The sequence below is a fragment of the Mycobacterium sp. E3247 genome, from assembly GCF_001667785.1.
Taxonomy (GTDB): domain Bacteria; phylum Actinomycetota; class Actinomycetes; order Mycobacteriales; family Mycobacteriaceae; genus Mycobacterium.
Map to the genome: position 1 here is coordinate 1 of NZ_LZJG01000561.1, position 25,963 is coordinate 25,963.

25 protein-coding genes and 2 pseudogenes are annotated in these 25,963 nt (G+C 70.4%); 9 read left to right on the forward strand and 18 right to left on the reverse strand.

Annotation, left to right across the window (positions count from 1 at the left end):
* Nucleotides 1-56: 56 nt before the first annotated feature.
* Nucleotides 57-149 (forward strand): annotated as a pseudogene (locus A9X04_RS31835) (hypothetical protein); the annotation flags it as partial.
* Here A9X04_RS31835 and whiA read toward each other — a convergent pair.
* From whiA to uvrC, 4 genes and pseudogenes are all read right to left on the reverse strand, one after another.
* A pseudogene (gene whiA / locus A9X04_RS28850) lies at nucleotides 131-802 on the reverse strand (DNA-binding protein WhiA); the annotation flags it as partial. The pseudogenes A9X04_RS31835 and whiA sit on opposite strands and share 19 nt — an antisense overlap.
* Nucleotides 799-1,863: a uridine diphosphate-N-acetylglucosamine-binding protein YvcK gene (yvcK, locus tag A9X04_RS28855; RefSeq protein WP_102419858.1), complete on the reverse strand. Its 1,065-nt coding sequence runs from the start codon at nucleotides 1,861-1,863 to the stop codon at nucleotides 799-801. The pseudogene whiA and the gene yvcK, both read right to left, overlap by 4 nt.
* 8 nt (nucleotides 1,864-1,871) lie before the next feature.
* Nucleotides 1,872-2,789 carry an RNase adapter RapZ gene (gene rapZ / locus A9X04_RS28860; RefSeq protein ID WP_067928457.1) on the reverse strand — a complete coding sequence of 306 codons (918 nt, stop codon included), beginning with the start codon at nucleotides 2,787-2,789 and terminating at the stop codon, nucleotides 1,872-1,874.
* Entirely contained in the window at nucleotides 2,786-4,756 is a 1,971-nt protein-coding gene (uvrC, locus tag A9X04_RS28865; RefSeq protein WP_067928459.1) for an excinuclease ABC subunit UvrC, read from the reverse strand. The genes rapZ and uvrC overlap by 4 nt, the downstream gene beginning before the upstream one ends.
* Before the next feature lie 281 nt (nucleotides 4,757-5,037).
* Between uvrC and A9X04_RS28870 the strand changes: the two genes are divergently transcribed.
* On the forward strand, nucleotides 5,038-5,376 hold the full coding sequence (locus A9X04_RS28870) for a hemophore-related protein (protein ID WP_067928460.1): 339 nt from the start codon (nucleotides 5,038-5,040) through the stop codon (nucleotides 5,374-5,376).
* A 55-nt stretch (nucleotides 5,377-5,431) separates the two neighbouring features.
* Here the strand turns inward: A9X04_RS28870 and A9X04_RS28875 are convergent, their stop codons facing one another.
* The 3 genes from A9X04_RS28875 to A9X04_RS28885 are packed head-to-tail and all read right to left on the reverse strand — an operon-like array spanning nucleotide 5,432 to nucleotide 7,646.
* Nucleotides 5,432-5,893, reverse strand: a complete 462-nt coding sequence (locus tag A9X04_RS28875) for a PH domain-containing protein (RefSeq protein WP_067928462.1) — start codon at nucleotides 5,891-5,893, stop codon at nucleotides 5,432-5,434.
* Complete coding sequence (gene ribH, locus A9X04_RS28880) at nucleotides 5,890-6,372, reverse strand: 6,7-dimethyl-8-ribityllumazine synthase (protein ID WP_067928465.1); 483 nt, start codon at nucleotides 6,370-6,372, stop codon at nucleotides 5,890-5,892. The genes A9X04_RS28875 and ribH overlap by 4 nt, the downstream gene beginning before the upstream one ends.
* Nucleotides 6,369-7,646, reverse strand: a complete 1,278-nt coding sequence (locus A9X04_RS28885; protein WP_067928467.1) for a bifunctional 3,4-dihydroxy-2-butanone-4-phosphate synthase/GTP cyclohydrolase II — start codon at nucleotides 7,644-7,646, stop codon at nucleotides 6,369-6,371. Before A9X04_RS28885 ends, ribH begins: the two co-directional genes overlap by 4 nt.
* A 216-nt stretch (nucleotides 7,647-7,862) precedes the next feature.
* On the opposite strand from A9X04_RS28885, the gene A9X04_RS28890 reads away from it, so the two are divergent.
* Nucleotides 7,863-8,138 carry a hypothetical protein gene (locus A9X04_RS28890; RefSeq protein WP_067928469.1) on the forward strand — a complete coding sequence of 92 codons (276 nt, stop codon included), beginning with the start codon at nucleotides 7,863-7,865 and terminating at the stop codon, nucleotides 8,136-8,138.
* A 31-nt stretch (nucleotides 8,139-8,169) separates the two neighbouring features.
* Here A9X04_RS28890 and A9X04_RS28895 read toward each other — a convergent pair whose 3' ends face one another.
* On the reverse strand, nucleotides 8,170-8,772 hold the full coding sequence (locus tag A9X04_RS28895; RefSeq protein ID WP_067928472.1) for a riboflavin synthase: 603 nt from the start codon (nucleotides 8,770-8,772) through the stop codon (nucleotides 8,170-8,172).
* Nucleotides 8,773-8,901: 129 nt separating this feature from the next.
* Here A9X04_RS28895 and A9X04_RS28900 point away from each other — a divergent pair, with 129 nt between their 5' ends.
* A complete protein-coding gene (locus A9X04_RS28900) occupies nucleotides 8,902-9,609 on the forward strand; it encodes an LppX_LprAFG lipoprotein (protein ID WP_067928474.1) in 708 nt (235 codons plus the stop codon).
* Nucleotides 9,606-11,168: an MFS transporter gene (locus A9X04_RS28905; RefSeq protein WP_067928477.1), complete on the forward strand. Its 1,563-nt coding sequence runs from the start codon at nucleotides 9,606-9,608 to the stop codon at nucleotides 11,166-11,168. The genes A9X04_RS28900 and A9X04_RS28905 overlap by 4 nt, the downstream gene beginning before the upstream one ends.
* A 6-nt stretch (nucleotides 11,169-11,174) precedes the next feature.
* On the opposite strand, the gene ribD is transcribed toward A9X04_RS28905, so the two are convergent.
* From ribD to fmt, 4 genes are read right to left on the reverse strand one after another with little or no spacing between them, the layout of a single operon-like run.
* Complete coding sequence (gene ribD / locus A9X04_RS28910) at nucleotides 11,175-12,197, reverse strand: bifunctional diaminohydroxyphosphoribosylaminopyrimidine deaminase/5-amino-6-(5-phosphoribosylamino)uracil reductase RibD (protein WP_067928480.1); 1,023 nt, start codon at nucleotides 12,195-12,197, stop codon at nucleotides 11,175-11,177.
* Nucleotides 12,194-12,880, reverse strand: coding sequence for a ribulose-phosphate 3-epimerase (rpe, locus tag A9X04_RS28915; RefSeq protein ID WP_082975312.1), 687 nt, complete (start codon nucleotides 12,878-12,880; stop codon nucleotides 12,194-12,196). The genes ribD and rpe overlap by 4 nt, the downstream gene beginning before the upstream one ends.
* A gap of 10 nt (nucleotides 12,881-12,890) precedes the next feature.
* Entirely contained in the window at nucleotides 12,891-14,273 is a 1,383-nt protein-coding gene (locus A9X04_RS28920) for an RsmB/NOP family class I SAM-dependent RNA methyltransferase (RefSeq protein ID WP_067928485.1), read from the reverse strand.
* Nucleotides 14,270-15,202: a methionyl-tRNA formyltransferase gene (gene fmt / locus A9X04_RS28925; RefSeq protein WP_067928487.1), complete on the reverse strand. Its 933-nt coding sequence runs from the start codon at nucleotides 15,200-15,202 to the stop codon at nucleotides 14,270-14,272. Before fmt ends, A9X04_RS28920 begins: the two co-directional genes overlap by 4 nt.
* A gap of 168 nt (nucleotides 15,203-15,370) precedes the next feature.
* Between fmt and A9X04_RS28930 the strand changes: the two genes are divergently transcribed.
* The gene (locus A9X04_RS28930; RefSeq protein ID WP_067928489.1) at nucleotides 15,371-16,183 is read left to right on the forward strand and encodes a class I SAM-dependent methyltransferase; all 813 of its coding nucleotides are present in this window, start codon (nucleotides 15,371-15,373) and stop codon (nucleotides 16,181-16,183) included.
* Between the two features lie 30 nt (nucleotides 16,184-16,213).
* On the opposite strand, the gene A9X04_RS28935 is transcribed toward A9X04_RS28930, so the two are convergent.
* The 3 genes from A9X04_RS28935 to A9X04_RS28945 form a co-directional block, all read right to left on the reverse strand.
* Nucleotides 16,214-16,702, reverse strand: a complete 489-nt coding sequence (locus tag A9X04_RS28935; RefSeq protein ID WP_067928491.1) for a MarR family winged helix-turn-helix transcriptional regulator — start codon at nucleotides 16,700-16,702, stop codon at nucleotides 16,214-16,216.
* A 127-nt stretch (nucleotides 16,703-16,829) separates the two neighbouring features.
* Complete coding sequence (locus A9X04_RS28940; protein ID WP_067928514.1) at nucleotides 16,830-18,773, reverse strand: primosomal protein N'; 1,944 nt, start codon at nucleotides 18,771-18,773, stop codon at nucleotides 16,830-16,832.
* Nucleotides 18,774-18,892: 119 nt separating this feature from the next.
* Nucleotides 18,893-19,627: a lysoplasmalogenase gene (locus tag A9X04_RS28945; protein WP_067928493.1), complete on the reverse strand. Its 735-nt coding sequence runs from the start codon at nucleotides 19,625-19,627 to the stop codon at nucleotides 18,893-18,895.
* Between A9X04_RS28945 and A9X04_RS28950 the strand changes: the two genes are divergently transcribed.
* From A9X04_RS28950 to A9X04_RS28960, 3 genes are read left to right on the forward strand one after another with little or no spacing between them, the layout of a single operon-like run.
* Nucleotides 19,626-20,588: an alpha/beta hydrolase gene (locus A9X04_RS28950; RefSeq protein ID WP_067928496.1), complete on the forward strand. Its 963-nt coding sequence runs from the start codon at nucleotides 19,626-19,628 to the stop codon at nucleotides 20,586-20,588. The two genes, A9X04_RS28945 and A9X04_RS28950, sit on opposite strands and share 2 nt — an antisense overlap.
* Nucleotides 20,589-20,610: 22 nt before the next feature.
* A complete protein-coding gene (locus tag A9X04_RS28955; protein WP_067928498.1) occupies nucleotides 20,611-21,576 on the forward strand; it encodes an alpha/beta hydrolase in 966 nt (321 codons plus the stop codon).
* A 21-nt stretch (nucleotides 21,577-21,597) separates the two neighbouring features.
* A complete protein-coding gene (locus A9X04_RS28960; RefSeq protein ID WP_067928500.1) occupies nucleotides 21,598-23,094 on the forward strand; it encodes an NAD(P)/FAD-dependent oxidoreductase in 1,497 nt (498 codons plus the stop codon).
* Here the strand turns inward: A9X04_RS28960 and metK are convergent.
* The 3 genes from metK to rpoZ all read right to left on the reverse strand — a co-directional run.
* A complete protein-coding gene (metK, locus tag A9X04_RS28965; protein ID WP_067928504.1) occupies nucleotides 23,091-24,302 on the reverse strand; it encodes a methionine adenosyltransferase in 1,212 nt (403 codons plus the stop codon). The two genes, A9X04_RS28960 and metK, sit on opposite strands and share 4 nt — an antisense overlap.
* A 97-nt stretch (nucleotides 24,303-24,399) precedes the next feature.
* Nucleotides 24,400-25,662, reverse strand: coding sequence for a bifunctional phosphopantothenoylcysteine decarboxylase/phosphopantothenate--cysteine ligase CoaBC (gene coaBC / locus A9X04_RS28970; protein WP_067928509.1), 1,263 nt, complete (start codon nucleotides 25,660-25,662; stop codon nucleotides 24,400-24,402).
* Nucleotides 25,663-25,682: 20 nt separating this feature from the next.
* A partial coding sequence (gene rpoZ / locus A9X04_RS28975) for a DNA-directed RNA polymerase subunit omega (RefSeq protein WP_067928512.1) occupies nucleotides 25,683-25,963 on the reverse strand: 281 nt, incomplete at its 5' end.

Below are 25,963 nucleotides of genomic sequence, written 5' to 3' on the forward strand. Positions count from 1 at the left end.
GCGCCGACCGGGTGGTGGTGCGCGACGGCGAGGCCATCGGCGCGCTGCTGACCCGGATGGGCGCGCAGGACACCCGGCTCATCTGGGAGGAGCGCCGGATGCGTCGCGAGGTGCGGGCGACGGCCAACCGGCTCGCCAACTTCGACGACGCCAACCTGCGCCGCTCGGCCAGGGCCGCCGTCGCGGCGGCCGCCCGGGTGTCCTGCGCGCCCATCCGGGTCAGCAGCGCGCCGATGGCCTCGCCGTCGCGCACCACCACCCGGTCGGCGCCACGCACCTCGCGGGCCTTCGCGCTGACCCCGAGCCGGCGCGCCGCGCCCACCAACGCCAGCGCGGCCTCGGGGCCGGGGCAGCTGACCTCCAGCGCCGACGACCGCCCCGGCTCGGTCAGCGACCCGTGCGCCAGGAAGGCTCCGCGCCACGCGGCTTCGGCGTCGGCGATGCTGCCACCCACCACCTGGGCCGGCAAGCCCCGCACCGGGCGGCCGCGGTTGTCGAGCAGGCCGGTCTGGCGTGCCAGCGCCTCGCCGTCGTTGGCCACCCGCAGCACGTAGCGGGTGGTCTTGCGAATCCCGCTGGCGGACAACACATGCACCACCGCGTTGTACCCATAGAGCTCGAAGATGTCCTTGCGCAGCCGCCGGGCGACGTTTCCGAGGTCCACCTCGGCCTCCACCACCACCCGGCCGCCGACGATGTGCAGCCCGCCGGCGAACCTCAGCAGGGACGTCACTTCCGCGCGACGCGCGCTCACCGACTTCACGACCAGGCGGCTGAGCTCGTCCTTGACTTCGGTCGTCATCGCCACGCGTCGTCACCCCTTGGTCCGCTGCCGGCCGGTCCATTGCCCCCGGGCTGTGGGCTTGCACCGTCGACCCGAATATCCGCGGTGGCCGTGATCGGGGGCGCTGCCGGACCCTTGCGGGCCGCCCGGACCCCGTCCAGGGCCGCCGCGAGCTTGCCTGGGTCATGTAAAGGTGTACCAGGTCGAGCCACGTCGACGAAGTGGACCTCGGCCGAAAGCAGCGTCGCCGTGCGGCGCAGGTGCTCCCGCTCCCGCTCCCCGGGAACCCGCTCGGCATCGATGATGATGTCGTGCACGGTGAAACCCGGTGCATGCTGGGCCAACACGTGCAGATGCCGCTCCACGGAGAAGCCGGCCGTCTCCCCCGGCTCGGCCACGAGATTGAGCACCAGGGCACGACGGGCGGTGGTGGCCCGCAGCGCCGCCGCCAGCCCGGGTACCAGCACGTGCGGGATCACGCTGGTGAACCACGAGCCGGGACCCAGCACCACCAGGTCGGCGGCCATGATGGCGTCGACGGCCTGCCGGGTCGCCGGAGGGTCGGACGGCAGCAGCCGGACCCGCCGCACCTTGCCCGGCGTGGTGGCGACCGCCACCTGGCCGCGGATCAACCGAAACATCCGCGGATCGGTCTCCAGGCCGGACACGTCCGCCTCGATCTGCAGCGCGATCGGGCACATCGGCAGCACGCGGCCCTTGACGCCGAGAATCCTGCCGAGCTCGTCGAGCGCGGCAACCGGATCGGCCAGCACCTCGGACAGCCCGGCGAGCATCAGGTTGCCGATCGGATGTCCGGCCAGCGCGCCGTTGCCACCGAACCGGTGCTGCAGGATGGTCGCCCACAATCGCCCGTGCGGGCTGTCGGACGCCAAGGCCGCCAACGCCATTCGCAGATCACCCGGCGGCACCACGTTCAGTTCGCTGCGCAGCCGGCCGGACGAACCCCCGTCGTCGGCGACGGTCACCACGGCGGTGACATGGGGGGTCAACCGGCGCGCCGCCGACAGCGTCGCGTACAGGCCGTGCCCCCCGCCCAGCGCGACGATGCCCTGATTCATCGGGGCGCTCATTCGCGACCCAGATCCCGGTGCAGCGCCCGCACCGACAGTTGCGGGTTGCCCTTGAGCAGTCCCATCAGCGCCTCGGCGATCGCGACGCTGCGATGCTTACCGCCGGTGCAGCCGATGGCGACCGTCATGTAGCGCTTACCCTCCCGGCGGTAGCCGTCGACGACCAAAGACAGCAACCGATGGTAGGCGTCGAGGAAGTCCGCGGCGCCGGGCTGGCTCAGCACGTATTCGCTGACGGCCGGATCCTGTCCGGTGAGCGGGCGCAGCTCGTCGACCCAGTGCGGGTTGGGCAGGAACCGCACGTCCATCACCATGTCTGCGTCCATCGGCAGGCCGTACTTGAAGCCGAACGACTCGACGGTGACGCTGATCGACGTGCTGACGTCGCCACCGAACGCGCGCTCGATGCTCTCCCGCAAGCCCCGCACGGACAGCGTCGACGTGTCGATGATCAGGTCGGCGGTGGCGCGCACCGGCGCCAGCATCCGGCGTTCGGCGGCGATGCCCTCGGCCAGGGTTTGGTCGCCCTGCAGTGGATGGCTGCGGCGGTTCTGTTCGTAGCGGCGCACCAGCATGTCGTCGGATGCCTCCATGAACACCACCCGGGGCCTGATGTTGCGGGTGGCCAACTCGGTGCGCACCTCATCGAGGTCGCCGGTGAAGCCGCGTGACCGCACGTCCATCACCACCGCCAGCCGGGTGATGCGCGACCCGGCGTCCATGCCGAAATCCACCATCCGGGTGATCAGCTGGGGCGGCAGGTTGTCGGCCACGTACCAGCCGAGGTCTTCGAGCACCTTGGCCGCGGTACCCCGCCCGGCGCCCGACAATCCGGTCACCAGGACGACGTCGATCCCGGCCCCACCGTCTGAACGGGCGTCCGTCGGGCGGCCCTCCGCCAGCTCACCCGTCATTCGCCTTCTCCGGGCCGCTCGGGCCGCAGCATTTCAGGTCGCAACGCCTCCAGGACGGCGGTGGCGGTGGCCACACCGATGCCGGGAACGGCCGTGATCTGGTCGACGGTGGCCTCCTTGAGGCGGGCTATCGATCCGAAGTGGGTTACCAGCGCCTTGCGGCGATGCTCCCCCAATCCTGGCACCGAATCGAGCGCCGAGGCGGTCATTCGCTTGGATCGCTTGCTGCGATGGTAGGTGATGGCGAACCGGTGCGCCTCGTCACGAATCCGTTGCAGCAGATAGAGCCCCTCACTGTTGCGGGGCATGATGACCGGATCCGGCTCCGACGGCACCCATATCTCTTCCAGCCGCTTGGCCAGGCCGATCACCGCGACGTCGGTGATGCCCAGGTCCTCGAGCACGGCGCTGGCCGCGTTGACCTGCGGCGCGCCACCGTCGACGACGTAGAGGTTGGGCGGATAGGCGAACCGGCGCGATTTCCCTTCGGCCGAAAGCATATTCGGGTCGTTCTGTTCGCTCAGGTGCCGCGCGAACCGGCGCCGGGTCACCTCGACGATCGAGGCGACGTCGTCGGAGCGGCCCTGCCCGGCGGCTTCGCGGATGCCGAAGTGGCGGTAGTCCGACTTGCGCGGCAGGCCGTCCTCGAACACGACCAGCGAGCCCACCACGTCGGTGCCCTGCACGTGGCTGATGTCCACGCATTCGATGCGCAGCGGCGCATCGGCCAGCCCGAGGGCGTCCTGAATGTTCTGCAGCGCAGCCGATCTGGCGTTGAAGTCGCCGGCTCGCTTCAGCTTGTGCTGCTGCAGCGCCTCTTTGGCGTTGCGTTGCACGGTTTCGGCCAAGGCTCGCTTGTCCCCGCGGCGCGGCACCCGCAGCGCGACCCGCGAACCGCGCAGGCCGGACAGCCAGCTGGCCAGTTCCTCGGAGTTGGACGGCAGGCACGGCACCAGCACCTCGCGCGGCACCGGGTTGGCGGCCTCGTCGGCGGCTTGCTCGGTTGGGAAGCCCAGCTCGGCCTGCTCGCCGTAGAACTGCGTCAGGAACTGCTCGACCAACTGTTCTTCGCCGGAATCGCCTGCTTCCGCCGACTTTTCGACGATCCAGCCGCGCTGACCGCGGACGCGGCCGCCGCGAACATGGAACACCTGCACCGCCGCCTCCAGCTCGTCGTCGGCGAAGGCGACCACGTCGGCGTCGGTGCCGTCGCCGAGCACCACGGCCTGTTTCTCCATGGCGCGCTTGAGCGCACCCAGGTCGTCGCGAAGGCGCGCGGCCCGCTCGAAGTCGAGTTCGTCGGACGCGGCGTGCATCCGCTGTTCCAGCTCGCGGGCGTAACGGTCGGTCTTGCCGGACAAAAAGTCGCAGAAGTCGTCGACGATCTGGCGGTGCTGCTCGGCACTGACCCGGCCCACGCAGGGCGCCGAGCACTTGTCGATGTAGCCGAGCAGGCAGGGACGGTCGATCTGCTTGTGCCGCTTGAACACACCGGCCGAACAGGTGCGGGCCGGAAAGACCCGGGTGAGCAGGTCCAGCGTTTCCCGGATCGCCCACGCGTGGGAGTAGGGCCCGAAATAGCGGACGCCTTTGCGGCGCGGACCGCGATAGACCATCAGCCGGGGAAACTCTTCGTTGAGCGTCACGGCCAGCACCGGGTAGGTCTTGTCGTCGCGGTAACGAACGTTGAATCGCGGGTCGAACTCCTTGATCCAGTTGTATTCGAGTTGCAGCGCCTCGACTTCGGTGTTGACCACCGTCCACTCCACCTTGGCGGCGGTGGTCACCATCTGCCGGGTACGCGGGTGCAGGCCGGCGACGTCGGCGAAGTAGGACGTCAGCCGGCTGCGCAGGCTCTTGGCCTTGCCGACGTAGATGACCCGACCGTGCGTATCCCGGAACCGGTACACGCCCGGCTCGACCGGGATGGACCCGGGCGCGGGGCGATACGTGGCGGGATCTGGCACCCATCCAGGCTAGTAGCCGCGACGAGGGCCGCGGGTTGTCGGGATCGGGTGGTTGGATCGCGCCGAGCGCCGCCGGGCCACCCGCGATCGGCACGCATTTTCAAACGTGCGTTCGATGGTAGGGCGGGCCTCGGTAGTCAGCCATCGGCGAAATTAACGGCGGCGACCTGGGGTTACGGCAATTCACCGTTGGTGAGGACAGTTTGGAGGGCTCCCGTTCCGGTTACCAAGGGTGTAGCTGGACGTTACAGTGGGTGGTAATCAATGGAGGGAGTCCACAGATGTTCAAGCGCTCGTTGACCAGACTCGCGATGGGGGTCGGCGGTCTGGCATTGGCGTCGACCGCCGCGGCCGGGGTCGCATCCGCTGCCCCCGATTACGGCCCGATGATCAACACGACGTGCAGTTATGACCAGGCGATGCGGGCGGTGCACGCGGAAAACCCGATGGCCGCTCAGTACCTCGACCAGTCGCCGCCGAACCAGCAGTTCCTGCAGCAGTACCTGGCGTCGTCGCCGGATCAGCGCGTGAACCTGCTCCACGCCATCGAGCACAACCAGGGCGCGCAGCAGGCTTTGCCGATCTTCCAGCAGATGATGACCGACTGCAAGAACTTCTGACCCGTCCACCTGAAGGGCTATCCGTGCCTGCGCGGATAGCCCTTCAGTAGCCTATTCAGTGGGTGTGCAGGTCGGGCCGGTACCGCGCCAGCAATGACCGCACGGTATCCATCGCGCTGACCGCGCGCTCCTTGTCGACGGCCTGGATCGCCATCACGGGGATGTACTCGTCGTCGGGCAGGTCGATGCGCGCCCAGCGGTTACCCGCCGGAAACGAGACACCGGCGACATCCGGCCATTCGATGAGCTTGTCGCCCAACAGGTTACGCACCGATATCCCGGCCGCCCCGACCCGGAGCCGCGGCCGGGCGAACAGCAGGATCACGCCGGCGAGAACCACCCCGAGCAACACCATCGCCACCTGGTCGCTGGTGTGGAACACCACGCCGGTGGAGCCGACCTTGAGCAGGAAGCCGATCGCGATGTGCACCGCCACGATGACGACGGCCGCAGCGTAAACGAATATCGGCGTGCGATGGGGCCGCAACTCGACGTCCCAGTCCTGTCGGTCGGTCACGACCGGGAGCGCAGGTCGCGCAGCGTCAGCGCGGTTTGCAGCGCCGCGCCGGTCGCCTGGGCGCCCTTGTCCTCGGCCGATTCGGGAAGGCCGGCGCGGTCCAGCGCCTGCTGCTCGGTGTCGGTGGTCAGCACCCCATTGGCCACCGGCGTCGACGAATCCAGCGAGACCCGGGTCAGTCCCTGCGTCACCGCATCGCAGACGTAATCGAAATGCGGTGTCTGCCCACGGATCACCACTCCGAGGGCGACCACGGCGTCGTGGTTGCGGGTCAGTTCCTGGGCCACCACGGGAATCTCGATCGCGCCGATCACCCGAACCACCGTGGGGTTGTCGATACCGGACTCGGACGCCACCTTGCGCGCACCGGCCAGTAGGGCATCGCAGATCTCGGTGTGCCAGGTACTCGCGACGAGGGCCAGCCGCAGGCCGGATGCGTCCAGGGGTGGAAACTCCGGCACACCCGCGGCGGGACTCACAAAGCACCGCCGAATTCGCCCGGCAGATGGACGGATTCGTGGAAGTCGTCCAACCCCGCCAGGTCGTGGCCCATCTTGTCGCGCTTGGTCATCAGGTAACGGATGTTCTCCGCGTTGGCGCGCACCGGCAGCGGCACCCGCTCGATGATGTGCAGGCCGTAGCCGTCCAGCCCCACCCGCTTGGCCGGGTTGTTGGTCAACAGCCGCATCGAGCGAACCCCGAGGTCGACCAGTATCTGCGCACCGATTCCGTAATCCCGCGCGTCCGCGGGCAATCCGAGCTTGAGGTTGGCGTCGACGGTGTCCTCGCCGGCGTCCTGCAGCTGGTAGGCCTGCAATTTGTGCATCAGGCCGATGCCGCGGCCCTCGTGGCCGCGCATATACAGCACGATGCCGCGCCCCTCCCGCGCCACCATCGCCATCGCCGCGTCCAGTTGGGGGCCGCAATCGCAACGGCGAGAACCGAACACGTCACCGGTCAGGCACTCGGAGTGCACGCGGACCAACACGTCGTCGCCGTCGGCGTTCGGCCCGGCGATCTCGCCGCGAACCAGCGCAACGTGTTCGACATCCTCATAGATGCTGGCGTAGCCGATCGCGCGAAACTCGCCGTGCCGGGTGGGTATGCGGGCCTCGGCGATCCGCTCGATGTGCTTCTCGTGCTTGCGTCGCCACTCGATCAGGTCGGCGATGGTGATCAGCGCGAGGTCGTGCTCGTCGGCGAAGACCCGCAGCTCGTCGGTCTGCGCCATCGCGCCTTCGTCCTTTTGGCTGACGATCTCGCAGATCGCGCCCGCCGGCTGCAGCCCCGCCATCCGCGCCAGGTCGACCGCGGCCTCGGTGTGGCCGGGGCGGCGCAGCACGCCACCGTCCTTGGCGCGCAACGGAACCACGTGGCCGGGGCGGGTGAAATCGTTGGCGACGCTGGCCGGATCGGCCAGCAGGCGCATGGTGGTGGCCCGATCGGAGGCCGAGATCCCGGTACCCACACCGTTTCTCGCGTCGACGGTGACGGTGTAGGCGGTTCCGTGCTTGTCCTGGTTCACCGCGTACATGGGCAGCAGGCCCAGCCGGTCGCAGATCGCGCCGTCCAGCGGCACGCACAGGTACCCCGAGGTGTAGCGGACCATGAACGCCACCAGCTCCGGCGTCGCCTTTTCGGCGGCGAAGATCAGGTCGCCCTCGTTCTCGCGGTCCTCGTCGTCGATGACGACGACGGCCTTACCGGCCGCAATGTCGGCAACCGCCCTCTCGACGGAGTCCAACCTCGTCATCGTCGCTACCTTGCTGTCTCAGGGGTCCGCAGGAAGAGCCCAAGTGTTGCATTCAGTATGAACCACCGCCCGGGCCGCCTTATTGCCGCTGCATTTCGTGCTGACCGACGCGCCACCGGCGCCCCGGCTCCCGGTGCCCCCGCAGCAATAGGCGGTTCGGAGGACCGGCGCGGCGAAACGACCCCCGATCGAGTGCCAGCAATCTACGCTGAGCGGATGAAAATCACAGTGAGACTGGCGGTACCGGCCGTGACCTTGATGTTCGCGGGCGGACTCGCAGCGGGCATCGCCTCCCCGCAACCGGCGACGGCCGACGCGTGCGCCGACGTCGGCGGCCGGCATGTGAGCGTCGGCGGGTGCACCGATCCCGGGCGCTGGGGTAACTGGGTTCTTCCGGCCGATGCGATGACGGCCCCGCCACCCGACGCACCGCCGCCGTGCTACACCCCGTCCGGCGAGCCGTATTGGACGCCGCCGGGCGAGCCCTGCTAACGCGTTCGGCACGGCCCCCGACGCGCACCAGCTAGCGCGCGGTGAGCAACCGTTCGACGTATTTCGCGATGACGTCGACCTCGAGGTTCACCTGCGTTCCGATCGGGGCGCGTCCCAAGGTGGTCAGCTCGCGGGTGGTGGGGATCAGCGAGACCTCGAACCAGTCCCCCGGTTCGCTGGCGAGCCCGGAGACCGTCAACGAGATCCCGTCGACCGTGATCGACCCCTTCTCGACGACGTAGCGGGCCACACCCGCGGGGATCTCGATCCGCACCACTTCCCAGTGCTCGGACGGCGTCCGGGCCACCACCTGCCCGGTCCCGTCCACGTGCCCCTGCACGATGTGCCCGCCCAGGCGGCTGTTGACGGCCGCCGCGCGCTCCAGGTTGACCGGGCTGCCGACCTGCAGCGCGCCCAGGTTGGAGCGGTTGAGGGTCTCGGCCATCACGTCGGCGGTGAACTGCCCGTCGGGCAGCAGCTCGGCGACGGTCAGGCAGACGCCGTTGACGGCGATCGAGTCGCCGTGCCCGGCGTCGGAGGTGACGACGGGTCCGCGGATGGTCAGCCGCGCGGCGTCGGCCAGCATGTCGCGAGCCGTCACCTCTCCGAGTTCCTCGACAATTCCGGTGAACATGTCATCAGGTTAATCGGCCGCCGGAGACCCGCCGCCGCGCTGGTGAGCAGGCCGAAGGCTCGGCGCCGGCGCGACACCTCGGCCCCGCGTCTCCCAAGCCGGTCACCGGCACCCTCTACGATGCAAGATATGCAGACCCGCCGCCGTCTATCGGCCGTCCTCGCATCCCTGACCCTCGCCACCGCCTTGATCGCCGGCTGCTCGTCGGGCTCGAAGCAGAGCGGCGCCCCGCTGCCCGACGCCACGACCCTGGTCAAGCAGTCGGCCGACGCCACCAAGAATGTGAAGAGCGTGCACCTCGTGCTCAGCATTCAGGGCAAGATCCAGGGGCTGCCGATCAAAACGCTTACCGGTGACCTCACCACGGCGCCGGCCACCGCCGCGTCGGGCAACGCCACGATCACCCTCGGCGGCTCCGACATCGACGCCAACTTCGTGGTCGTCGACGGCACCCTGTACGCCACGCTGACGCCGAACAAGTGGAGCGACTTCGGCAAGGCATCCGACATCTACGACGTGTCGGTGCTGCTCAACCCGGACACCGGCCTGGCCAACGCGCTGGCGAACTTCACCAACGCCAAGGCCGAGGGCCGCGAAACCATCAACGGCCAGAGCACCATTCGCGTCAGCGGCAACGTGTCGGCGGACGCGGTGAACAAGATCATGCCGCAGTTCAACGCGACGCAGCCGGTGCCGAGCACGGTGTGGATCCAGGAGACCGGTGACCACCAGCTGGTTCAGGCCAACATGCAGAAGAGTTCGGGCAATTCCATCCAGGTCACGCTGTCCAACTGGGGCGAGCAGGTGCAGGTGACCAAGCCCCCGGTGAGTTCATGAGTTCGCAGACCGGGCGCCGCGTCGCGATCAGCGCCGGCAGTCTGGCGGTGCTGTTGGGCGCCCTGGACGCCTACGTCGTCGTGACGATCATGCGCGACATCATGAGCGACGTTCACATCCCGATCAACCAGCTGCAGCGCATCACCTGGATCATCACGATGTACCTGCTGGGCTACATCGCGGCGATGCCGCTGCTGGGACGGGCCTCCGACCGGTTCGGTCGCAAGCTGGTGCTGCAGGTCAGCCTGACCCTGTTCATGGTGGGCTCGGTGGTGACCGCACTGGCCGGGCACTGGGGCGACTTCCACCTTTTGATCGGCGGCCGCACCATCCAGGGTGTGGCCAGCGGCGCGCTGCTGCCGGTCACGCTGGCCCTGGGCGCCGACTTGTGGGCGCAGCGCAACCGCGCCGGCGTGCTGGGCGGCATCGGCGCCGCACAGGAGCTCGGCAGCGTGCTGGGCCCGCTGTACGGGATCTTCATCGTGTACCTGTTCCACGATTGGCGCTACGTCTTCTGGATCAACGTCCCGCTGACCCTGATCGCGATGGTGATGATCCAGTTCAGCCTGCCGTCGCACGAGCGGGTGGAGGAGCCCGAGCGGGTGGACCTGGTCGGTGGCGTGCTGCTCGCGGTCGCCCTGGGCCTCGCCGTGATCGGCTTGTACAACCCCCAGCCCGACGGCAAACAGATCCTGCCGAGCTACGGGGCGCCGCTGGTGATCGGGGCCGTCGTGGTCGCCGTGCTGTTCCTGCTGTGGGAACGGTTCTCGCGCACCCGGCTGATCGAGCCGGCGGGAGTGCACTTCCGCCCGTTCCTGGCCGCGCTGGGGGCGTCGCTGGCCGCGGGGGCGGCGCTGATGGTGACCCTGGTGGACGTCGAGCTGTTCGGCCAGGGGGTGCTGCAGATGGACCAGACGCAGGCCGCCGGGCTGCTGCTGTGGTTCCTGATCGCCCTGCCGATCGGGGCGGTGCTCGGCGGCTGGATCGCCACCCGGGTGGGCGACCGGGTGATGACCTTCATCGGGCTGCTGATCGCGGCCTACGGCTACTGGCTGATCCACTACTGGCGCCAAGACGTGCTGAGCCAGAAGCACGACATCTTCGGGGCGTTCAGCGTCCCCGTGTTGCACGCCGACCTTCTGGTGGCCGGTGTCGGCCTCGGCCTGGTGATCGGGCCGCTGACCTCCGCGGCGCTGCGGGTGGTTCCCGCGGCGCAGCACGGCATCGCCTCGGCCGCGGTGGTGGTGGCCCGGATGACGGGCATGTTGATCGGCGTGGCCGCGCTGAGCGCGTGGGGCCTGTACCGGTTCAACCAGATCGTGGCCGGATTGACGGCCGCGATACCCCCCAACGCCTCGTTGCTGGAGCGGATCGCCGCCCAGGGCACGATGTACCTCAAGGCGTTCGCCATGATGTACGGCGACATCTTCAGCGCCACCGTGGTCATCTGCATCGTGGGAGCGCTGCTCGGCCTGCTGATCGGCGGCCGCAAGGAGCACGCCGAGGAACCGGAGATTCCCGAGCCGCAGACCGTCGCGCTCGGGGAACACCAGCGCTAACGGCTCCTACTCAGCGCGCGGCACCAGGCTGAGCAGCAAATCCGGCCCGACGCGGTCGATCCCGTCGAACTGCCAGCGCAACGCCCGCGCGATCGTGGGCACCCCGACGTCGTCGACCGCGGAGACGGGACCGCCCAGCAGCATCGGCGCGACATAAACCAGGATGCGATTGACCGCCCCCGCCCGCAGGAAGGCGCCCGCGAGGGTGGGACCGCCCTCCAGCAGGACATCGGTGCGATCGGAAAGCGCCCTGATCACCTCCATGGGATCGTGCGTGCGAATCACCATGGTCCGCGAATCGTCGTTGAGAACCTTTGCCTCCGGCGGTATTTCACGCATGCCCACCACCACGCGCAGCGGCTGCCGGTCGGCCAGCGAGCCATCGGGCAACCGGGCGGTCAACGCCGGATCGTCGGCCAGCACGGTGCCGGTGCCGACCACGATCGCGTCGGCCGCCCCCCGGCGGCGATGCAGGTCCAGCCGGGAGGCCTCGCTGGAAATCCACTGGCTGGTGCCGTCGGCGGCCGCGCTGCGGCCATCGACGCTACTGGCGTATTTCCAGGTCACGTGCGGCAACCCGGACCGCTGCTTGTGCAGCCATTCCCGCAACGGCCCACCGGCCACTTCGTCGGCCAGCACCCCGGCCGTCACCTGCACGCCCGCCTCGGTCAACCTCGCCGCGCCACCGGCGGCGGTCGGGTTCGGGTCGGCGACGCCGTAAACCACCGCGCCCACTTCCGCGTCCAGCAGGGCGTTCACGCACGGCGGGGTCTTGCCGTAATGATTGCAGGGCTCCAGCGTGACCACCGCGGTCCCGCCGACCGCCAGTCGGCCGGCCCGCCGCAACGCCAGCACCTCGGCATGGTCGCCGCCGGCCGGTTCGGTCCCGCCGACGCCGACGACCACCCCGTCCGCGTCCAGGATGACGGCGCCGACCGGTGGGTTCGGATAGGTGGTGCCCTTGACCTGGTCGGACTGCTCGATCGCCAGCCGCATGGCCGCGTCGAGGCCGTCGACGGCCTGATTCATCGCAGGTGCGGTGACGCGGCGGCCGCCTGCCTGCGCAGCGCCGCGCCGGCGGCCTCCGGGTCCTGGGCCCCATACACGGCCGACCCGGCGACGAAGCAGTCGACGCCGGCCTCGGCGGCCTGCTCGATGGTGTCGTCGTTGATGCCGCCGTCGATCTCGACCAGGATCGTCAGCTCCCCCGCTTCGATCAGCTTGCGCACGGCGCGGACCTTGCTCAGCACCTCGGGGATGAAGCTCTGGCCGCCGAACCCCGGCTCGACCGACATGATGAGCAGGGTGTCGAACTGCGGCAGGATTTCCAGATACGGCTCCAGCGGTGTCCCCGGCTTGACGCTGATGCCCGCCTTGGCGCCCGCGGCGCGAATGTCGCGCGCCACCCCGACCGGGTTGTCGGTGGCCTCGGCGTGGAAGGTGACGTTGTAGGCGCCCGCCTCGGCGTAGGGCGGCGCCCAACGGTCCGGGTCCTCGATCATCAGATGGCAGTCCATCGGGATGGAGGAGGCCGCCAGTAGGCTCTCGACCACGGGCAGGCCGATGGTCAGGTTGGGCACGAAATGGTTGTCCATCACGTCCACGTGCAACCAGTCGGCGCCACGCACCGCCGCCGCGAGGTCGGCCAGCCGCGCGAAGTCAGCGGACAGGATGGACGGCGCGATCAGCGGCCTACCGGTGTTGTCAGGCATGTGCGCCACACTATCCGCGGCGCAGCGCGGCGGCGAACATGGCGTCGGTGCCGTGGCGATGCGGCCACAACTGGACATACGGCCCGTCCCCCAAGCCGGTGACGGGCTCGAACAGCGGCCGGGTGTCCAACGCGCGCACCGGGTGCCGGCGCAACGCGTCGGCGACCACGCCGACGGTTTCGGCCAGGTGCGGAGAACACGTCGCGTACAACACCACACCGCCGGGCCGGGTCAGCGCGATCGCGGCGCCCAGCAGCTCGCGCTGCAGCTTGGCAAGCACCGGCACGTCGGAAGGCTGACGACGCCACCGCGCCTCGGGTCGGCGCCGCAACGCCCCCAGGCCGGTGCAGGGCGCGTCGACCAGCACCCGGTCGAACGTCGGCTCGAGTCCGGTCTGCCGGCCGTCGACCCGCAGCACCTCGACGGCAAGCCCCCGGGTGTTCTCGGCCACCAGGTCGGCGCGGCGCGGGGCCGGCTCCACCGCCGTGACGCGGGCCCCCGCACCGGCGCCGATCGCAGCCAGCAGCGCGGTCTTGCCGCCCGGGCCGGCGCACAGATCCAGCCAGCGCCCGGCGTCTTCCTCGACCGGTGCCAGCGTGAGCGCGCGGGCCACCAGCTGGCTGCCCTCGTCCTGGACCAGCGCGGCGCCGTCTCGCACCGGCGCCAGCCGCCCGGGATCGCCGCCCGGCAGGTAGACCGCGTAGGGCGAATACCTGCCGACGGTGCCGCCGACGGCATCGGCCAGCTCCGCGGCGGTCAGCACCCCGGGGCGGGCCGCCAGGTGCACCTGCGGCCGTTCGTCGTCGCTGGCCAGCACCGCGTCGAGCTCGCCCGCGGCGGACCCCAGCGCGTCGGCGAAGGCCTGCGCGACCCAGCGTGGATGCGCGTGGACGAAGGCGGCGTGCCCCACCGGGTCCCGCGACCGGTCGGGCGCCAGCTCTTCGACCCAGGACTTCTCGTCTCGGGCGGCGATGGCACGCAGCACGCCGTTGACGAAACCCGCTCGGGCCGAGTCGAATTCGATTCCGGCCTGCTCGACCGTGGTGGACACCGCGGCGTAGGTGTCCACCCGCGTGCGCAACAGCTGGTAGGTGCCGAGCCGCAGCAGGTCGAGCAGCACCGGGTCGATCGTGTCCGGCGAGCGACCCGCGGCGGCGCCGATGACCGCGTCCAGCAGGCCCCGGATGCGGCACGTGCCATAGGTCAACTCGGTGGCGAACGCGGCGTCGCGGCCGGTGATCCCGCGTTCGCGCAGCAGGGCGGGCAGGGCCAGGTTCGCGTATGCGTCGCGCTCGCTGACCGCCCGCAGCACCTCGAACGCCGCGGCGCGCGCGGGGTCGAGCGGTCGGCGCCGCTTGCCGCGTCCGCGGTCCGGCGGTCGGGCCGGCGTCATGTCGCCCGCGCCGCGGAGTCGAGTCGCGCGCCGCGGGCCCAGTCGACGGCGTTCATGAGTTTCTTTCCGGGCGGCTGGATTTGGCCCAGCCGGACGGCCTGCGAGCCCGTCCCGACCCAGACGTCCTTGCGACCGACGTGGATAGCGCCGGGCGCCAAGGATTCCGGGGCATCCGCGTCGATCTGCACCGGGCCGAGCTTGAGGCGCAGGTCGCCGATCTGCGTCCAGGCGCCCGGGTTCGGCGTGACCGAGCGGATCCGTCGCTCCACCACCAGCGCCGGCAGGTCCCAGCGCACCCGGGCCTGCTCGACGGTGATTTTCGGTGCGACGCTGACGCCGTCGGCGGGTTGCGGGCGGGGCGTCAACGTCTGGTCGGCGATCCCGTCCAGCGTGGTCGACAGCAGGGCCGCACCCGAAACGGCCAGTCGCTCAAGCAATTCGCCGGCGGTGTCGGTGGGCCGGATCGTCTCGGTGACGACACCGTAGATCGGCCCGGAGTCCAGGCTGGGCTCGATCCGAAACGTCGTCGCCCCGGTGATGGTGTCCCCGGCCGCGATCGCGGCCTGCACCGGCGCCGCCCCGCGCCAGGCGGGCAGCAGCGAGAAGTGCAGGTTGATCCAGCCGTGCGGCGGCACCGCGAGCAGGGCGTCGCGCAGCAACGCGCCGTAGGCCACGACCGCGCAGCAGTCCGGTGCCAGCTCCGAGAGCTCAGCGACGAATTCTTGCGAGTTCGGTCGCGCCGGCCGCAGCACCGGGATGCCGCGGTCGAGCGCTTCACGCGCCACCGGCGACGGCTGCGGCTTGCCGTGCCGGCCGACGGCGGCGTCGGGCCGCGTCAACACGGCGATCACCTCATGGCGGGGCGAGTCGACGAGGCGACGCAGCGCGGGCAGCGCGGGTTCGGGGGTACCGGCGAAGACGAGACGCACCGGCCCAGTCTAGGAAGACACCAACCCCGTCCGACCGTAACTTGCGCACGTTTATTATTTCTAATGCATACTGTTGCTAGAGGTCATCGTCTCGCCGGGTGGCCGCTCTGCCGCGCTAGCGACAACGAGGTCGACCGGGCAGCCCTTTCCTTATCTCCAGGAGGTCCGATGACTCTCGACACGACGATCAGCGACGCCGCCCCGCACCGCGCGGTATGGGCGCTCGGCGACTACGCCCTGATGGCCGAGGAAGTGATGGCCCCGCTGGGCCCGGTCCTGGTCAGGGCCGCCGGCATCGGACCGGGCGTGCGGGTGCTCGACGTCGCGGCCGGCTCGGGCAACATCTCGCTGCCGGCCGCCGCGACGGGCGCCGCCGTCGTTTCCAGTGACCTGACCCCCGAACTGTTGCAGCGGTCGCAGGCCCGGGCCGCGGCACGTGGCCTGACGATCGACTACCGGGAAGCCAACGCGCACGCGCTGCCCTTCGGCGACGGCGAGTTCGACGTCGTCATCTCCGCGATCGGGGTGCAGTTCGCGCCGGACCAGCAGCGGGCCGCCGACGAACTGGTCCGGGTCTGCCGGCCGGGCGGGACGATCGGCGTGATCAGCTGGACCCCGGACGGGTTTTTCGGCCGGATGCTCGCCACCATCCGGCCCTACCGGCCCAGCCTGTCGCAGGCCGTGCCGCCCGCCGCGCTGTGGGGACGTGAGGGCTACGTCACCGGACTGCTCGGCGAGCGGGTCGGCCGGATGACCGCGGTGCGGGGAATGTTGGAAGTCGACCGCTTCGACAGCGCCGACGCGGTGCACACCTACTTCAAGAACCACTACGGCCCGACGATCGAGGCCTACGCGAACGTCGGCCACAACCGGGTGCTGGCCGCCGAGCTGGACGCCCAACTGGTCGAGCTTGCGGAGCAACACCTCGACAACGGCGCGATGAGCTGGGAGTACCTGCTGGTCACCGCCGAGAAGCGCTAGAGGTCCGCTAAAAAGTCCGCTAGAGGTCCGCTAAAGATCGATGTCGGCGTCGAGGTGCACGTCCGGCTCACCGCCGGCGGCGGTGAACGCGGTCAGGGCACGCACCAGGCCGTGGCGCTCCGCCGGTGGCATCTGCTCCACGATGGTCGCGATTTCGGCCCGCCGGTACGCGGTCACCTGACGGACGACCTCCCGCCCCCGCTTGGTCAGCGCGGCCAACAGCTCGCGCCGCGATGTCGGGTGCGGGAGGCGGTCGATCAGCCCGGCCGCAACCAGGCGATCGACCATCCGTCCGGTGGCGGACGGTTGCACCCCCAGCAGACCGGCCAGCGTGGCCAGGTTGACCGGACCCCGGTTGGACAGGATCACCAGCGTCCGGAACTGCGAGATGGTGATCGTCTCGTCCACCTGCCCGATCGAGCGCGCCGAAATGGCAACCAGCAAGCGGGAAGCCGTCAGCAAAGCGTCGGTGATCACGTCCAGCGACTCGTCCGCCGTCGTCGCGTTGTCCGCTGCCATGTCGGCCCTTCTCCGGATCCTCTCCGGCCTGTCGGCGGCTAAAGAACAGGAAGTGTAACAACCGTTAATGAAGTAGTCAGGAACTATTTCCGACGCATACTATCCCCTGGGTCAGGATTTGGCGAGGTCACCCGATGTGCAGGGGATCGATCTGCACCCGGACCGGCTCGTGGGCCTGACGGGCGGACAGCACGCTCACACCGCGGCGCAGCGCCGCGGCCAACGCCAGCCCCTGGTCGCGGCGGGCGCGCACCAGCATCCTGGTCACCGGCACGCCGGCCGGCGTCCCCGGCGGGCGGCGCACGCCCGCCGGCAAATCGACCGGCCCCAGCACGTCGGCCCCCTCGGGCAGCCCGGCCTCCTCGAGCAGCGCCGCGACCGCCTCGGCGGCGCCGTCCAGGGCCGCCATGTGCACGCTCGGGGGCAGACCTACTTCGGTTCGAGCCGCCAGGTCCGCCTCGGCGTGACCGACCGGATCCCAGCGGATCAGCGATTGCACTGTGGGAATGGACGATTCGGCGACCGCGAGCACCACCCCGCCGTCGCCGCGGGCACGCACCAGCGCCGCGGCGCTCATCCAGCGCCACAGCGCGTCCTCGGCGGCGCGCAGGTCCTGCCGGCCTAGCAGCGCCCAGGTATCGAGCAGCAGCGCGGCCCCGTAGCCGCCCGCCGCGGTGGGTTCCGCCCCCGGTGTCGCCACCACCAGCGCCGGGGCGGCGGCGACCTCCGGCACGACGCCCTCTCCCGACGAGGTGACCACGGTGGTGCCGGGGAAGGCGCGCCCGAGTTCCTCGGCGGTGCGGCGGGCCCCGACGACGACGGCGCGCACCGCGTCGGACCCGCAGCGCGCGCAGCGACGCGTCGGGTCGATGCGCCCGCACCACCGGCAGACCAGTGCGGGGCCGCCCTCCTGCAACGACAGCGGCCCGGTGCAGTGCCGGCACCGGGCGATGGCCCGGCAGCGCGCGCAGGCCAGCGACGGGACATACCCGCGCCGCGGCACCTGCACCAGCACCGGCGCCCCCGCCTGCAGCGACGAGCGCGCGGCGCGCAGCGCGATGGACGGGATGCGCGCCGTACGCGCGGCCGGGTCGCGCTCGTCCGCGTAGCCCGTGTCGTCGAGGGCGGCCACCCGCGGCGTGCGGGCGCGCACCACCGCCCGGGCCGCAACGATGTCGTGCGCCCACCCGCTGCGCACCAGCGCCTGCGCCTCAGCGGTACGCGCATAGCCCCCGATCAGCGCCGCACACCGCGCCTGATGCGCGCGCAGCATCGCCACCTCGCGCGCGTGCGGGTACGGCGCCCGCGGCTCCGAGAGGCTGTCGTCGGCGTCGGCCCACACCATGACGAGGCCCAGGTCGCTCAGTGGCGCGAAAACCGCGCTGCGCGTGCCGATCACCAGCCGGGCCTGACCGCGCAGCGCCGCCAGCCACCGCCGGTAACGCGCGGCCGGACCCAGCCCGGCAGACAGCGCCACCACGCCGTTCTCGTCGATCCGCCCGGTCGCGGCCCGCCACAGCGTGTCCAGATCGCGCTGGTCGGGCACGATCGCCAGCACCGCACGCCCGGCGCGGATGGTCTGCGCGGCGGCCTCGGCGAATCGGTCCGCCCACGACTCCCCCGGCAGCACCTGCCAGACGGCCCGCGCGGCCCGCGATTCCGCCAGGGCGTCCAGGAACTGCGCGCCCCGGCCGTAGGACTCCCACGCCGCCGGGTCGACGGGCGCGGGTACCGGCAGCCGGTGTGCGGTCGCCGGTTCCCGCTCCACCCGCGCGTGCCGGGCCGGCACGGCCAGGCGCAGCACGTCCGGCCGGGTGCCCGCGTAGCGCGCCGCCACCGCGTCGACCAATCGGCGGATCTCGGGGGTCAGTACCGGTTCGGGCGACACGACACGGTCCAGCCAGCCGAGCTTGCCGTGGTGGTCGGTGTCATTGCGGCGCTCCAGCACGAACGCGTCGACCAGCCGGCCGTGAAACCGCACCCGCACCCGCACGCCCGGCTGGGCGTCGTCGGACTGCTCGGCCGACACCAGGTAGTCGAACTCGCGGTCCAGGTGCGGCACCGAGAGCATCGGCAGCACCCGGGCGATGGGTTCGACCTGAACGGGCGTGGGCGCGCCGACGGTCAAGGCGCCCGCTGGTATCGAAATACTATGTCGTTCAATGGCTTTACCGTCCGGTTCGGAAGCGGTCAGCTTTCGGTCGACCCCGGGGAGCCGGCGTCGGCCGATGCCTCACGGCCGAAGAAGAACCCGGCCGTCATCAGGATCAGCGCCGCGGCGTAGGACCACCAGATCGGCACGGCCAGCGCCTCGTTGCCCAGGATGAAGCGGCCGACGGCGATCAGGGAGTCGGAGGCCGCGAAACACACCGCCCCCACCGCCGTCCAGATCGTCGGCAACCGCGCCACCAGGGCGGCACACACCATCGCGGTCAGCACCACGATGTAGGCCGTCACCGGAAGCGCCAGCTTGTTCAGGTGCGGCCAGAACCACGCCAGCAGCGCGACGGTGGCCACGCACATGGCGACCACGGCGGCGATGCGCGGCTTCGACGGGCGCCGCGCCGCCAACGGCAGGAGCGCCCCCAGGAAACACAAGTGCGCCAACAGGAATGCGGCCAGGCCCACCACGAAGGACTGCGTCCACCACGGGACCGCCAGCGCCCAGTCGCCGACGGCCGACAGCAGCAGCGCCGGCATCAACCACCGCCGCTCGCGGACGATCGCGTGGCCCGCCGCCGCAGCGGTCAGCAACAACGCCATCGACGCCTTGAACAGCGGCTGCAGCGCCCAGTGCCCGGTCAGCTCGGTCCCCGGCGGCGAGCCCAGCGCCAGCACCGTCAGGTAGACGCCGTAGCCGAGGGCCGCCCAGCCGGCCACCACCCAGCCGCCGACCACCAGGCGAGGTGCGTACGGTACGTCCATGCCAAGCTTGGACAACACAGCCGACGATAAGCCCGCGATCGACCCCATCCTGCAGAAGGTACTGGATGCGGTTCCCTTCCGGCTATCCACCGACGACGGTGTCGACGCCGCCAGGCAGCGGTTCCGCGACCTGCCGCGCCGGGCGTTGCACCCCGAGCTGCGCGTCGAGGACCGGGCCGTGCCCGGCCCGGCGGGATCGATCGGCGTCCGGATCTATTGGCCGCCAAGCCATTCGCAAGACGCCGCGGCGCCGGTCGTGCTCTATTTTCACGGCGGCGGCTTCGTCGTGGGCGACCTGGACAGCTACGACGGCACCGCGCGCCAGCACGCGGTCGGCGCCGACGCGATCGTGGTGTCGGTCGACTACCGGTTGGCGCCCGAGCACACCTATCCCGCCGCCGTCGAAGACGCTTGGGCCGCAACGCTTTGGGCCGCGGAGCGCGCCGCCGAGCTGGGCGGTGACCCGAATCGGATGGCCGTGGCCGGGGATTCGGCCGGCGGGACCATCAGCGCCGTGGTCGCACAGCGGGCGCGGGACAGCGGCGCGCCGCCGATCGCGTTCCAGCTGTTGTGGTACCCGTCGACCATGTGGGACGCCACGCTGCCGTCCTTCACCGAGAATGCCGGCGCGCCGATCCTCGACGTCAAGGCCGTCGCCGAGTTCTCGCGTTGGTACGCGGGCGACGTCGACTTGTCGGCCCCGCCACCCGGTATGGCGCCCGGCCGGGCCGATGACCTGTCGAACCTGCCTCCGGCCTACATCGCCGTCGCCGGCTACGACCCGCTGCGCGACGACGGCATCCGCTACGGCGAGCTGCTGGCCGCCGCCGGAGGGGCCGTCGAAGTGCACAACGCCGAGACGCTGGTGCACGGCTACCTCGGTTACGGCGGTGTGGTGCCGGCGGCCACCGCCGCGATGGAACGCGGGCTGGCGGCCCTGCGGACCGGGCTGCGCGGGTGAATCCGGAGCGTACGGTGAATCCATGACGGAGCCCACCTTCGCCCGCCCGGGCATCGATCCGGCGTTCAAGGCGCTGCTCGACGCCTTCCCGATGACCTTCAGCGCCGCCGACGGGGTGGAGGTCGCCCGAAAGCGGCTGCGGCTGCTCAAGGTACCGACCGAAATGCTTCCCGACCTGCGGATCGAGGACCGCACGATCGGCCACGGCGAGCTCGCCGACATCCCCGTGCGCATCTACTGGCCGCCCCTGGAGCCGCAGGAGGCGCTGCCCGTCGTCGTCTTCTACCACGGCGGCGGGTTCTGCCTGGGCGGCGTGGACACCCACGACCCCCTCGCCCGCGCGCACGCCGTCGGCGCCGAGGCGATCGTGGTGTCGGTGGACTACCGGCTGGCCCCCGAGCATCCGTTCCCGGCCGCGGTCGACGACGCCTGGGCGGCGTTGCAGTGGGTGGCCGCGCACGCGGCCGAGCTGGGCGGCGACCCGGACCGTATCGCCGTCGCCGGCGACTCGGCCGGCGGCAACCTGGCCGCCGTGATGACGCACCTGGCCAGCGAGAACGCCGGCCCCGCGCTGAGTTTCCAGCTGCTGTGGTACCCGGTCGTCACCGCCGACCTGTCGCTGCCGTCGTTCACCGAGAACGCCAACGCGCCGATCCTGGACCGCGACGTGATCGACGCCTTCCTGTCCTGGTACCTGCCGGACATCGACCTCAGCGACCCGACGGCACTGCCCGTCACGCTTGCCCCGGCGAACGCGACGGACTTGTCCGGGTTGCCGCCCGCCTACATCGCGACCGCCGAACACGATCCGCTGCGCGACGACGGGGCCCGCTACGCCGAGCTGCTGGATGCCGCCGGTGTGCCGGCCGAGCTGAGCAACGAGCCGGACCTGGTGCACGGCTACGCCAGCTTCGCCATGGTCATACCCGCGGCCGGCGACGCCACCGACCGCGGACTGGCCGCGCTGAAGAAGGCACTACACCCTTAGTCGACCCCTAGGCGGCGAACGATGAGCAGCACACCCGATTACCACACGCTGATCGTGGGCGCCGGCTTCTCCGGGATCGGCGCCGCCATCAAGCTCGACAACGCCGGACTTCCCGACTATCTCGTCGTCGAGGCGGGCGACGGCGTGGGCGGGACCTGGCACTGGAACACCTATCCCGGTATCGCCGTGGACATCCCGTCGTTCTCCTACCAGTTCTCCTTCGAGCAGAGCCCGGACTGGTCGCGGACGTACGCGCGGGGGCGCGAGCTCAAGGCGTACGCCGAACACTGCGTCGACAAGTACGGCCTGCGGTCGCGAATCCGGTTGAACACCAAGGTGCAGTCGGCCGAGTTCGACGACGAGCAGTGCCTCTGGCGGGTGCAGACCGATCCCGGGGGCACGGTCACCGCCCGGTTCCTGATCAGTGCGTGCGGCGTCCTGACCGTCCCCAAGCTCCCAGACATCGACGGCGTGGACAGCTTTGGCGGCGCCACCATGCACACCGCGCGCTGGGACCACGACCAGGACCTGAGCGGCAAGCGCGTCGCGATCATCGGCACCGGCGCCTCGGCCGTCCAGGTCATCCCCGAGATCGCACCGATCGTCAAGCGGCTCACCGTGTTTCAGCGCACCCCGATCTGGTGCTTCCCCAAGCTGGACGTCGCGTTGCCCGCGCCGGCCCGGTGGGCGATGCGGGTCCCCGGAGGCAAGGTCGTGCAGCGGCTACTCAGCCAGGCCTTCGTCGAAGTCACCTTCCCGATCTCCGCGCACTACTTCACGGTGGTGCCGCTGGCCAAACGGATGGAGTCGGCCGGGCTGGCCTATCTGCGCAAACAGGTGCACGATCCGGCGGTGCGCGACCAGCTCACCCCGCGTTACGCCGTCGGCTGCAAACGCCCGGGCTTTCACAACGAGTACCTGGCCACGTTCAACCGCGACAACGTGCGGCTGGTCACCGAGCCGATCGACAAGATCACGCCCACGGCGGTGGCCACCACCGACGGCGAGGACCACGAGGTAGACGTGCTGATCCTGGCCACCGGGTTCAAAGTGATGGACCCCGACGACGTCCCGACGTTCGCGGTCACCGGAAGCGGCGGCAAGTCGCTGAGCCGGTTCTGGGACGAACACCGGCTGCAGGCCTACGAGGGTGTCAGCGTCCCCGATTTCCCCAACCTGTTCACGGTGTTCGGCCCCTACGGCTACGTCGGCTCTTCGTATTTCGCGCTCATCGAGACGCAGACCCACCACATCGTGCGCTGCCTGAAGCGCGCCGAGCGTGAGGGTGCGACGCGCGTCGAGGTCACCGAGGAAGCCAACGACCGCTACTTCGCCGAGATGATGCGCCGGCGGCACCGGCAGATCTTCTGGCAGGACAGCTGCCGGCTGGCCAACAGCTACTACTTCGACAAGAACGGCGACGTGCCGCTGCGCCCCACCACCACGGTGGAGGCCTACTGGCGCAGCCGGCGGTTCGACCTCGACGACTACCGGTTCACCAACGCCGGCGCGCCCTAGACGGCGCGCTTGAGGTCGTCGACCTTGTTGAGCTGCTCCCACGGCAGCTCGATGTCGGTGCGGCCGAAGTGGCCGTACGCGGCGGTCTGCGCGTAGATCGGGCGCAACAGGTCCAGGTCGCGGATGATGGCGCCGGGCCGCAGGTCGAAGACCTCCGGGACGATCTTCTCGATCTTGACCGGGTCGACCGTGGCGGTGCCGAACGTCTCCACGAACAGGCCGACGGGGGCGGCTTTGCCGATCGCGTAGGCCACCTGAACCTCGACCCGCTCCGCCAAACCGGCGGCGACGATGTTCTTGGCCACCCAGCGCATCGCGTACGCGGCCGAGCGGTCCACCTTCGACGGATCCTTGCCGGAGAAGGCGCCGCCGCCGTGGCGGGCCCATCCGCCGTAGGTGTCGACGATGATCTTGCGGCCGGTCAGCCCCGCGTCGCCCATCGGGCCGCCCAGGACGAACTTGCCGGTCGGGTTGAAGAGCAGCCGCGTCTGCGAGGTGTCCAGCGTGTCGTGCGCCAGATCGTCGAGCACGGTGTTGACCACCTTTTCCCGGAGGTCGGGGGTCAGGGTCTTCTCCAGGTCGATGTCGGCCGCGTGCTGAGTGGAGATCACCACGGTGTCGAGCCGGACGGGGACGTTGTCCTCGTATTCGATGGTGACCTGCGTCTTGCCGTCCGGGCGCAGGTACGGCAGCACACCGTTCTTGCGCACCTCGGTCAGCCGCCGGGACAGGCGGTGGGCCAGCGCGATGGGCAGCGGCATGAGTTCGGGGGTGTCGGCGATCGCGTAGCCGAACATCAGGCCCTGGTCACCGGCGCCCTGGGCATCCAGCGGGTCCCGCTCACCTTCGACCCGTGCCTCGTAGGCGGTGTCGACGCCCTGGGCGATGTCGGGCGACTGGGCGCCGATGCCGATGTTCACCCCGCACGACGCCCCGTCGAATCCCTTGTCCGACGAGTCGTAGCCGATCTCGAGGATGCGCTCGCGGACCGTGTTGGTGATGTCGGCGAACGCCTCCTTCGCCGTCGTCGTCACCTCACCGACGACGTGCACCTGACCGGTGGTGACCAGCGTCTCCACCGCGACACGTGAGCGGGGGTCCTGCGCCAGCAGGGCGTCGAGAACCGAGTCGCTGATCGCGTCACAGATCTTGTCGGGATGTCCCTCAGTCACCGACTCACTGGTAAACAGGCGACCCTTTTCGCTCACAATCTCAACCCTTCCGAATAGTTAGTTAACCGAATTATATCGGCTGGCATGGTGCCGGCCGGCACCTGGCCTGGCGCCACAGGGAAACCGAACCGTATTACCCGCCGCCGTGCAGGAACGCGCCGATCGCATCCACGATACGACTGGCCATCAGCGTCTTGGAACCGTGCTGTAGCGCGGACTCGGTGCCGTCGGCGGCGAGCAGCCACCCGTCGTTGCTGTCCACCTCGAACGCCCTGCCGTCGCCCACCGCGTTGACCACCAACAGGTCGCAGCCCTTGCGGCGCAACTTGGCGCGGGCGTGGAAGAGCACGTCGCCGTTGGCGTCGCCGGTTTCCGCGGCGAATCCGACGATGGCCCGCATGTTGGGCAGCTCGCCGTGGGCGCGCGCCCGCACGGCGCCGGCCAGCACGTCGTCGTTGCGCACCAGCTCGATCACGGGCGGCTCGTCCCGGTCGTCCGGACCCTTTTTGATCTTGGCGGCGGAAACCTGTGCGGGCCGGAAGTCGGCGACGGCCGCCGCCATCACCAGCACATCGGCCGCCGGGGCGTGCTTGGCCACCGCGTCGCCGAGCTGCTCGGCGGAGCTGACGTGGAGCACCTCGACGCCGGCGGGATCGATCAGTCCGGCGGTGTGCCCGGCGATCAGCGTGACCTCGGCGCCGCGCTGGGCGGCGACGCGGGCCACCGCATAGCCCTGCTTGCCCGAGCTGCGGTTGCCGATGAAACGGACCGGGTCGATCGGCTCGCGGGTGCCGCCGGCGGTCACCAGCACCTTGCAGCCGGCCAGGTCGTAGGGAAGCGCGTCGTGGCGTTCGAGCAGCAGCTCAGCCAGTGTGGTGATCTCCTCGGCCTCGGGCAGCCGTCCCGAGCCGCTGTCGGCGCCGGTGAGCCGGCCGAACGCGGGTTCGAGCACCACGGCTCCGCGCCGCCGCAGGGTGGCCACGTTGTCGACGGTGGCCGGGTGCAACCACATCTCGGTGTGCATCGCGGGCGCGAAGAGCACCGGGCAGCGCGCGGTGAGCAGGGTCGCGGTCAGCAGGTCGTCGGCGCGGCCGTGCACCGCGCGGGCCAGCAGATCCGCGGTGGCCGGGGCCACCACGACCAGGTCGGCCTTCTGGCCGAGCTGGACGTGCGGCACGTCTGGGACGTTCTCGAAGACCCCGGTGTGCACCGGCTGGCCGGACAGCGCCTCGAACGTGGCGGCCCCGACGAACCGCAGCGCGGATTCGGTGGGGATGACCCGCACCCGGTGACCGGCCTCGGAGAGCTGACGGACGACCGTGCACGCCTTATATGCGGCGATGCCACCGGAGACGCCGACGATGACGTTTTTCGCGACCCGATCGCGGTTGTCCACAGCGCGCCCGGCCCAGCCTGTTACTCGCCCTCGGTGTGCTCGAGCAGGTCGGCGTGGATCTCGCGCAGCGCGATCGACAGCGGCTTCTCCTGCAGCCCCGGCTCGACCAGCGGCCCGACGTATTCGAGGATCCCCTCGCCGAGCTGGTTGTAGTAGTCGTTGATCTGCCTGGCGCGCTTGGCCGCGTAGATGACCAGGGCGTATTTGCTCGACACGCGGTCCAGCAGCTCGTCGATGGGCGGGTTGGTGATGCCCAGCGGGGTGTCGTAGGCGCGTTGTCCGCCCGCCGACGGGTCGAACC

Coding starts and splice junctions, on each gene's coding strand:
- yvcK (WP_102419858.1), bottom strand. CDS start 1,863: ATGAATCAGGGCATCGTCGCGCTGGGCGGGGGGCACGGCCTGTACGCG.
- rapZ (WP_067928457.1), bottom strand. CDS start 2,789: ATGACGGGTGAGCTGGCGGAGGGCCGCCCGACGGACGCCCGTTCAGAC.
- A9X04_RS28870 (WP_067928460.1), top strand. CDS start 5,038: ATGTTCAAGCGCTCGTTGACCAGACTCGCGATGGGGGTCGGCGGTCTG.
- A9X04_RS28885 (WP_067928467.1), bottom strand. CDS start 7,646: ATGACGAGGTTGGACTCCGTCGAGAGGGCGGTTGCCGACATTGCGGCC.
- A9X04_RS28890 (WP_067928469.1), top strand. CDS start 7,863: ATGAAAATCACAGTGAGACTGGCGGTACCGGCCGTGACCTTGATGTTC.
- A9X04_RS28895 (WP_067928472.1), bottom strand. CDS start 8,772: ATGTTCACCGGAATTGTCGAGGAACTCGGAGAGGTGACGGCTCGCGAC.
- A9X04_RS28900 (WP_067928474.1), top strand. CDS start 8,902: ATGCAGACCCGCCGCCGTCTATCGGCCGTCCTCGCATCCCTGACCCTC.
- A9X04_RS28905 (WP_067928477.1), top strand. CDS start 9,606: ATGAGTTCGCAGACCGGGCGCCGCGTCGCGATCAGCGCCGGCAGTCTG.
- ribD (WP_067928480.1), bottom strand. CDS start 12,197: ATGAATCAGGCCGTCGACGGCCTCGACGCGGCCATGCGGCTGGCGATC.
- rpe (WP_082975312.1), bottom strand. CDS start 12,880: ATGCCTGACAACACCGGTAGGCCGCTGATCGCGCCGTCCATCCTGTCC.
- A9X04_RS28920 (WP_067928485.1), bottom strand. CDS start 14,273: ATGACGCCGGCCCGACCGCCGGACCGCGGACGCGGCAAGCGGCGCCGA.
- A9X04_RS28930 (WP_067928489.1), top strand. CDS start 15,371: ATGACTCTCGACACGACGATCAGCGACGCCGCCCCGCACCGCGCGGTA.
- A9X04_RS28935 (WP_067928491.1), bottom strand. CDS start 16,702: ATGGCAGCGGACAACGCGACGACGGCGGACGAGTCGCTGGACGTGATC.
- A9X04_RS28940 (WP_067928514.1), bottom strand. CDS start 18,773: ATGCTCTCGGTGCCGCACCTGGACCGCGAGTTCGACTACCTGGTGTCG.
- A9X04_RS28950 (WP_067928496.1), top strand. CDS start 19,626: ATGCCAAGCTTGGACAACACAGCCGACGATAAGCCCGCGATCGACCCC.
- A9X04_RS28945 (WP_067928493.1), bottom strand. CDS start 19,627: ATGGACGTACCGTACGCACCTCGCCTGGTGGTCGGCGGCTGGGTGGTG.
- A9X04_RS28955 (WP_067928498.1), top strand. CDS start 20,611: ATGACGGAGCCCACCTTCGCCCGCCCGGGCATCGATCCGGCGTTCAAG.
- A9X04_RS28960 (WP_067928500.1), top strand. CDS start 21,598: ATGAGCAGCACACCCGATTACCACACGCTGATCGTGGGCGCCGGCTTC.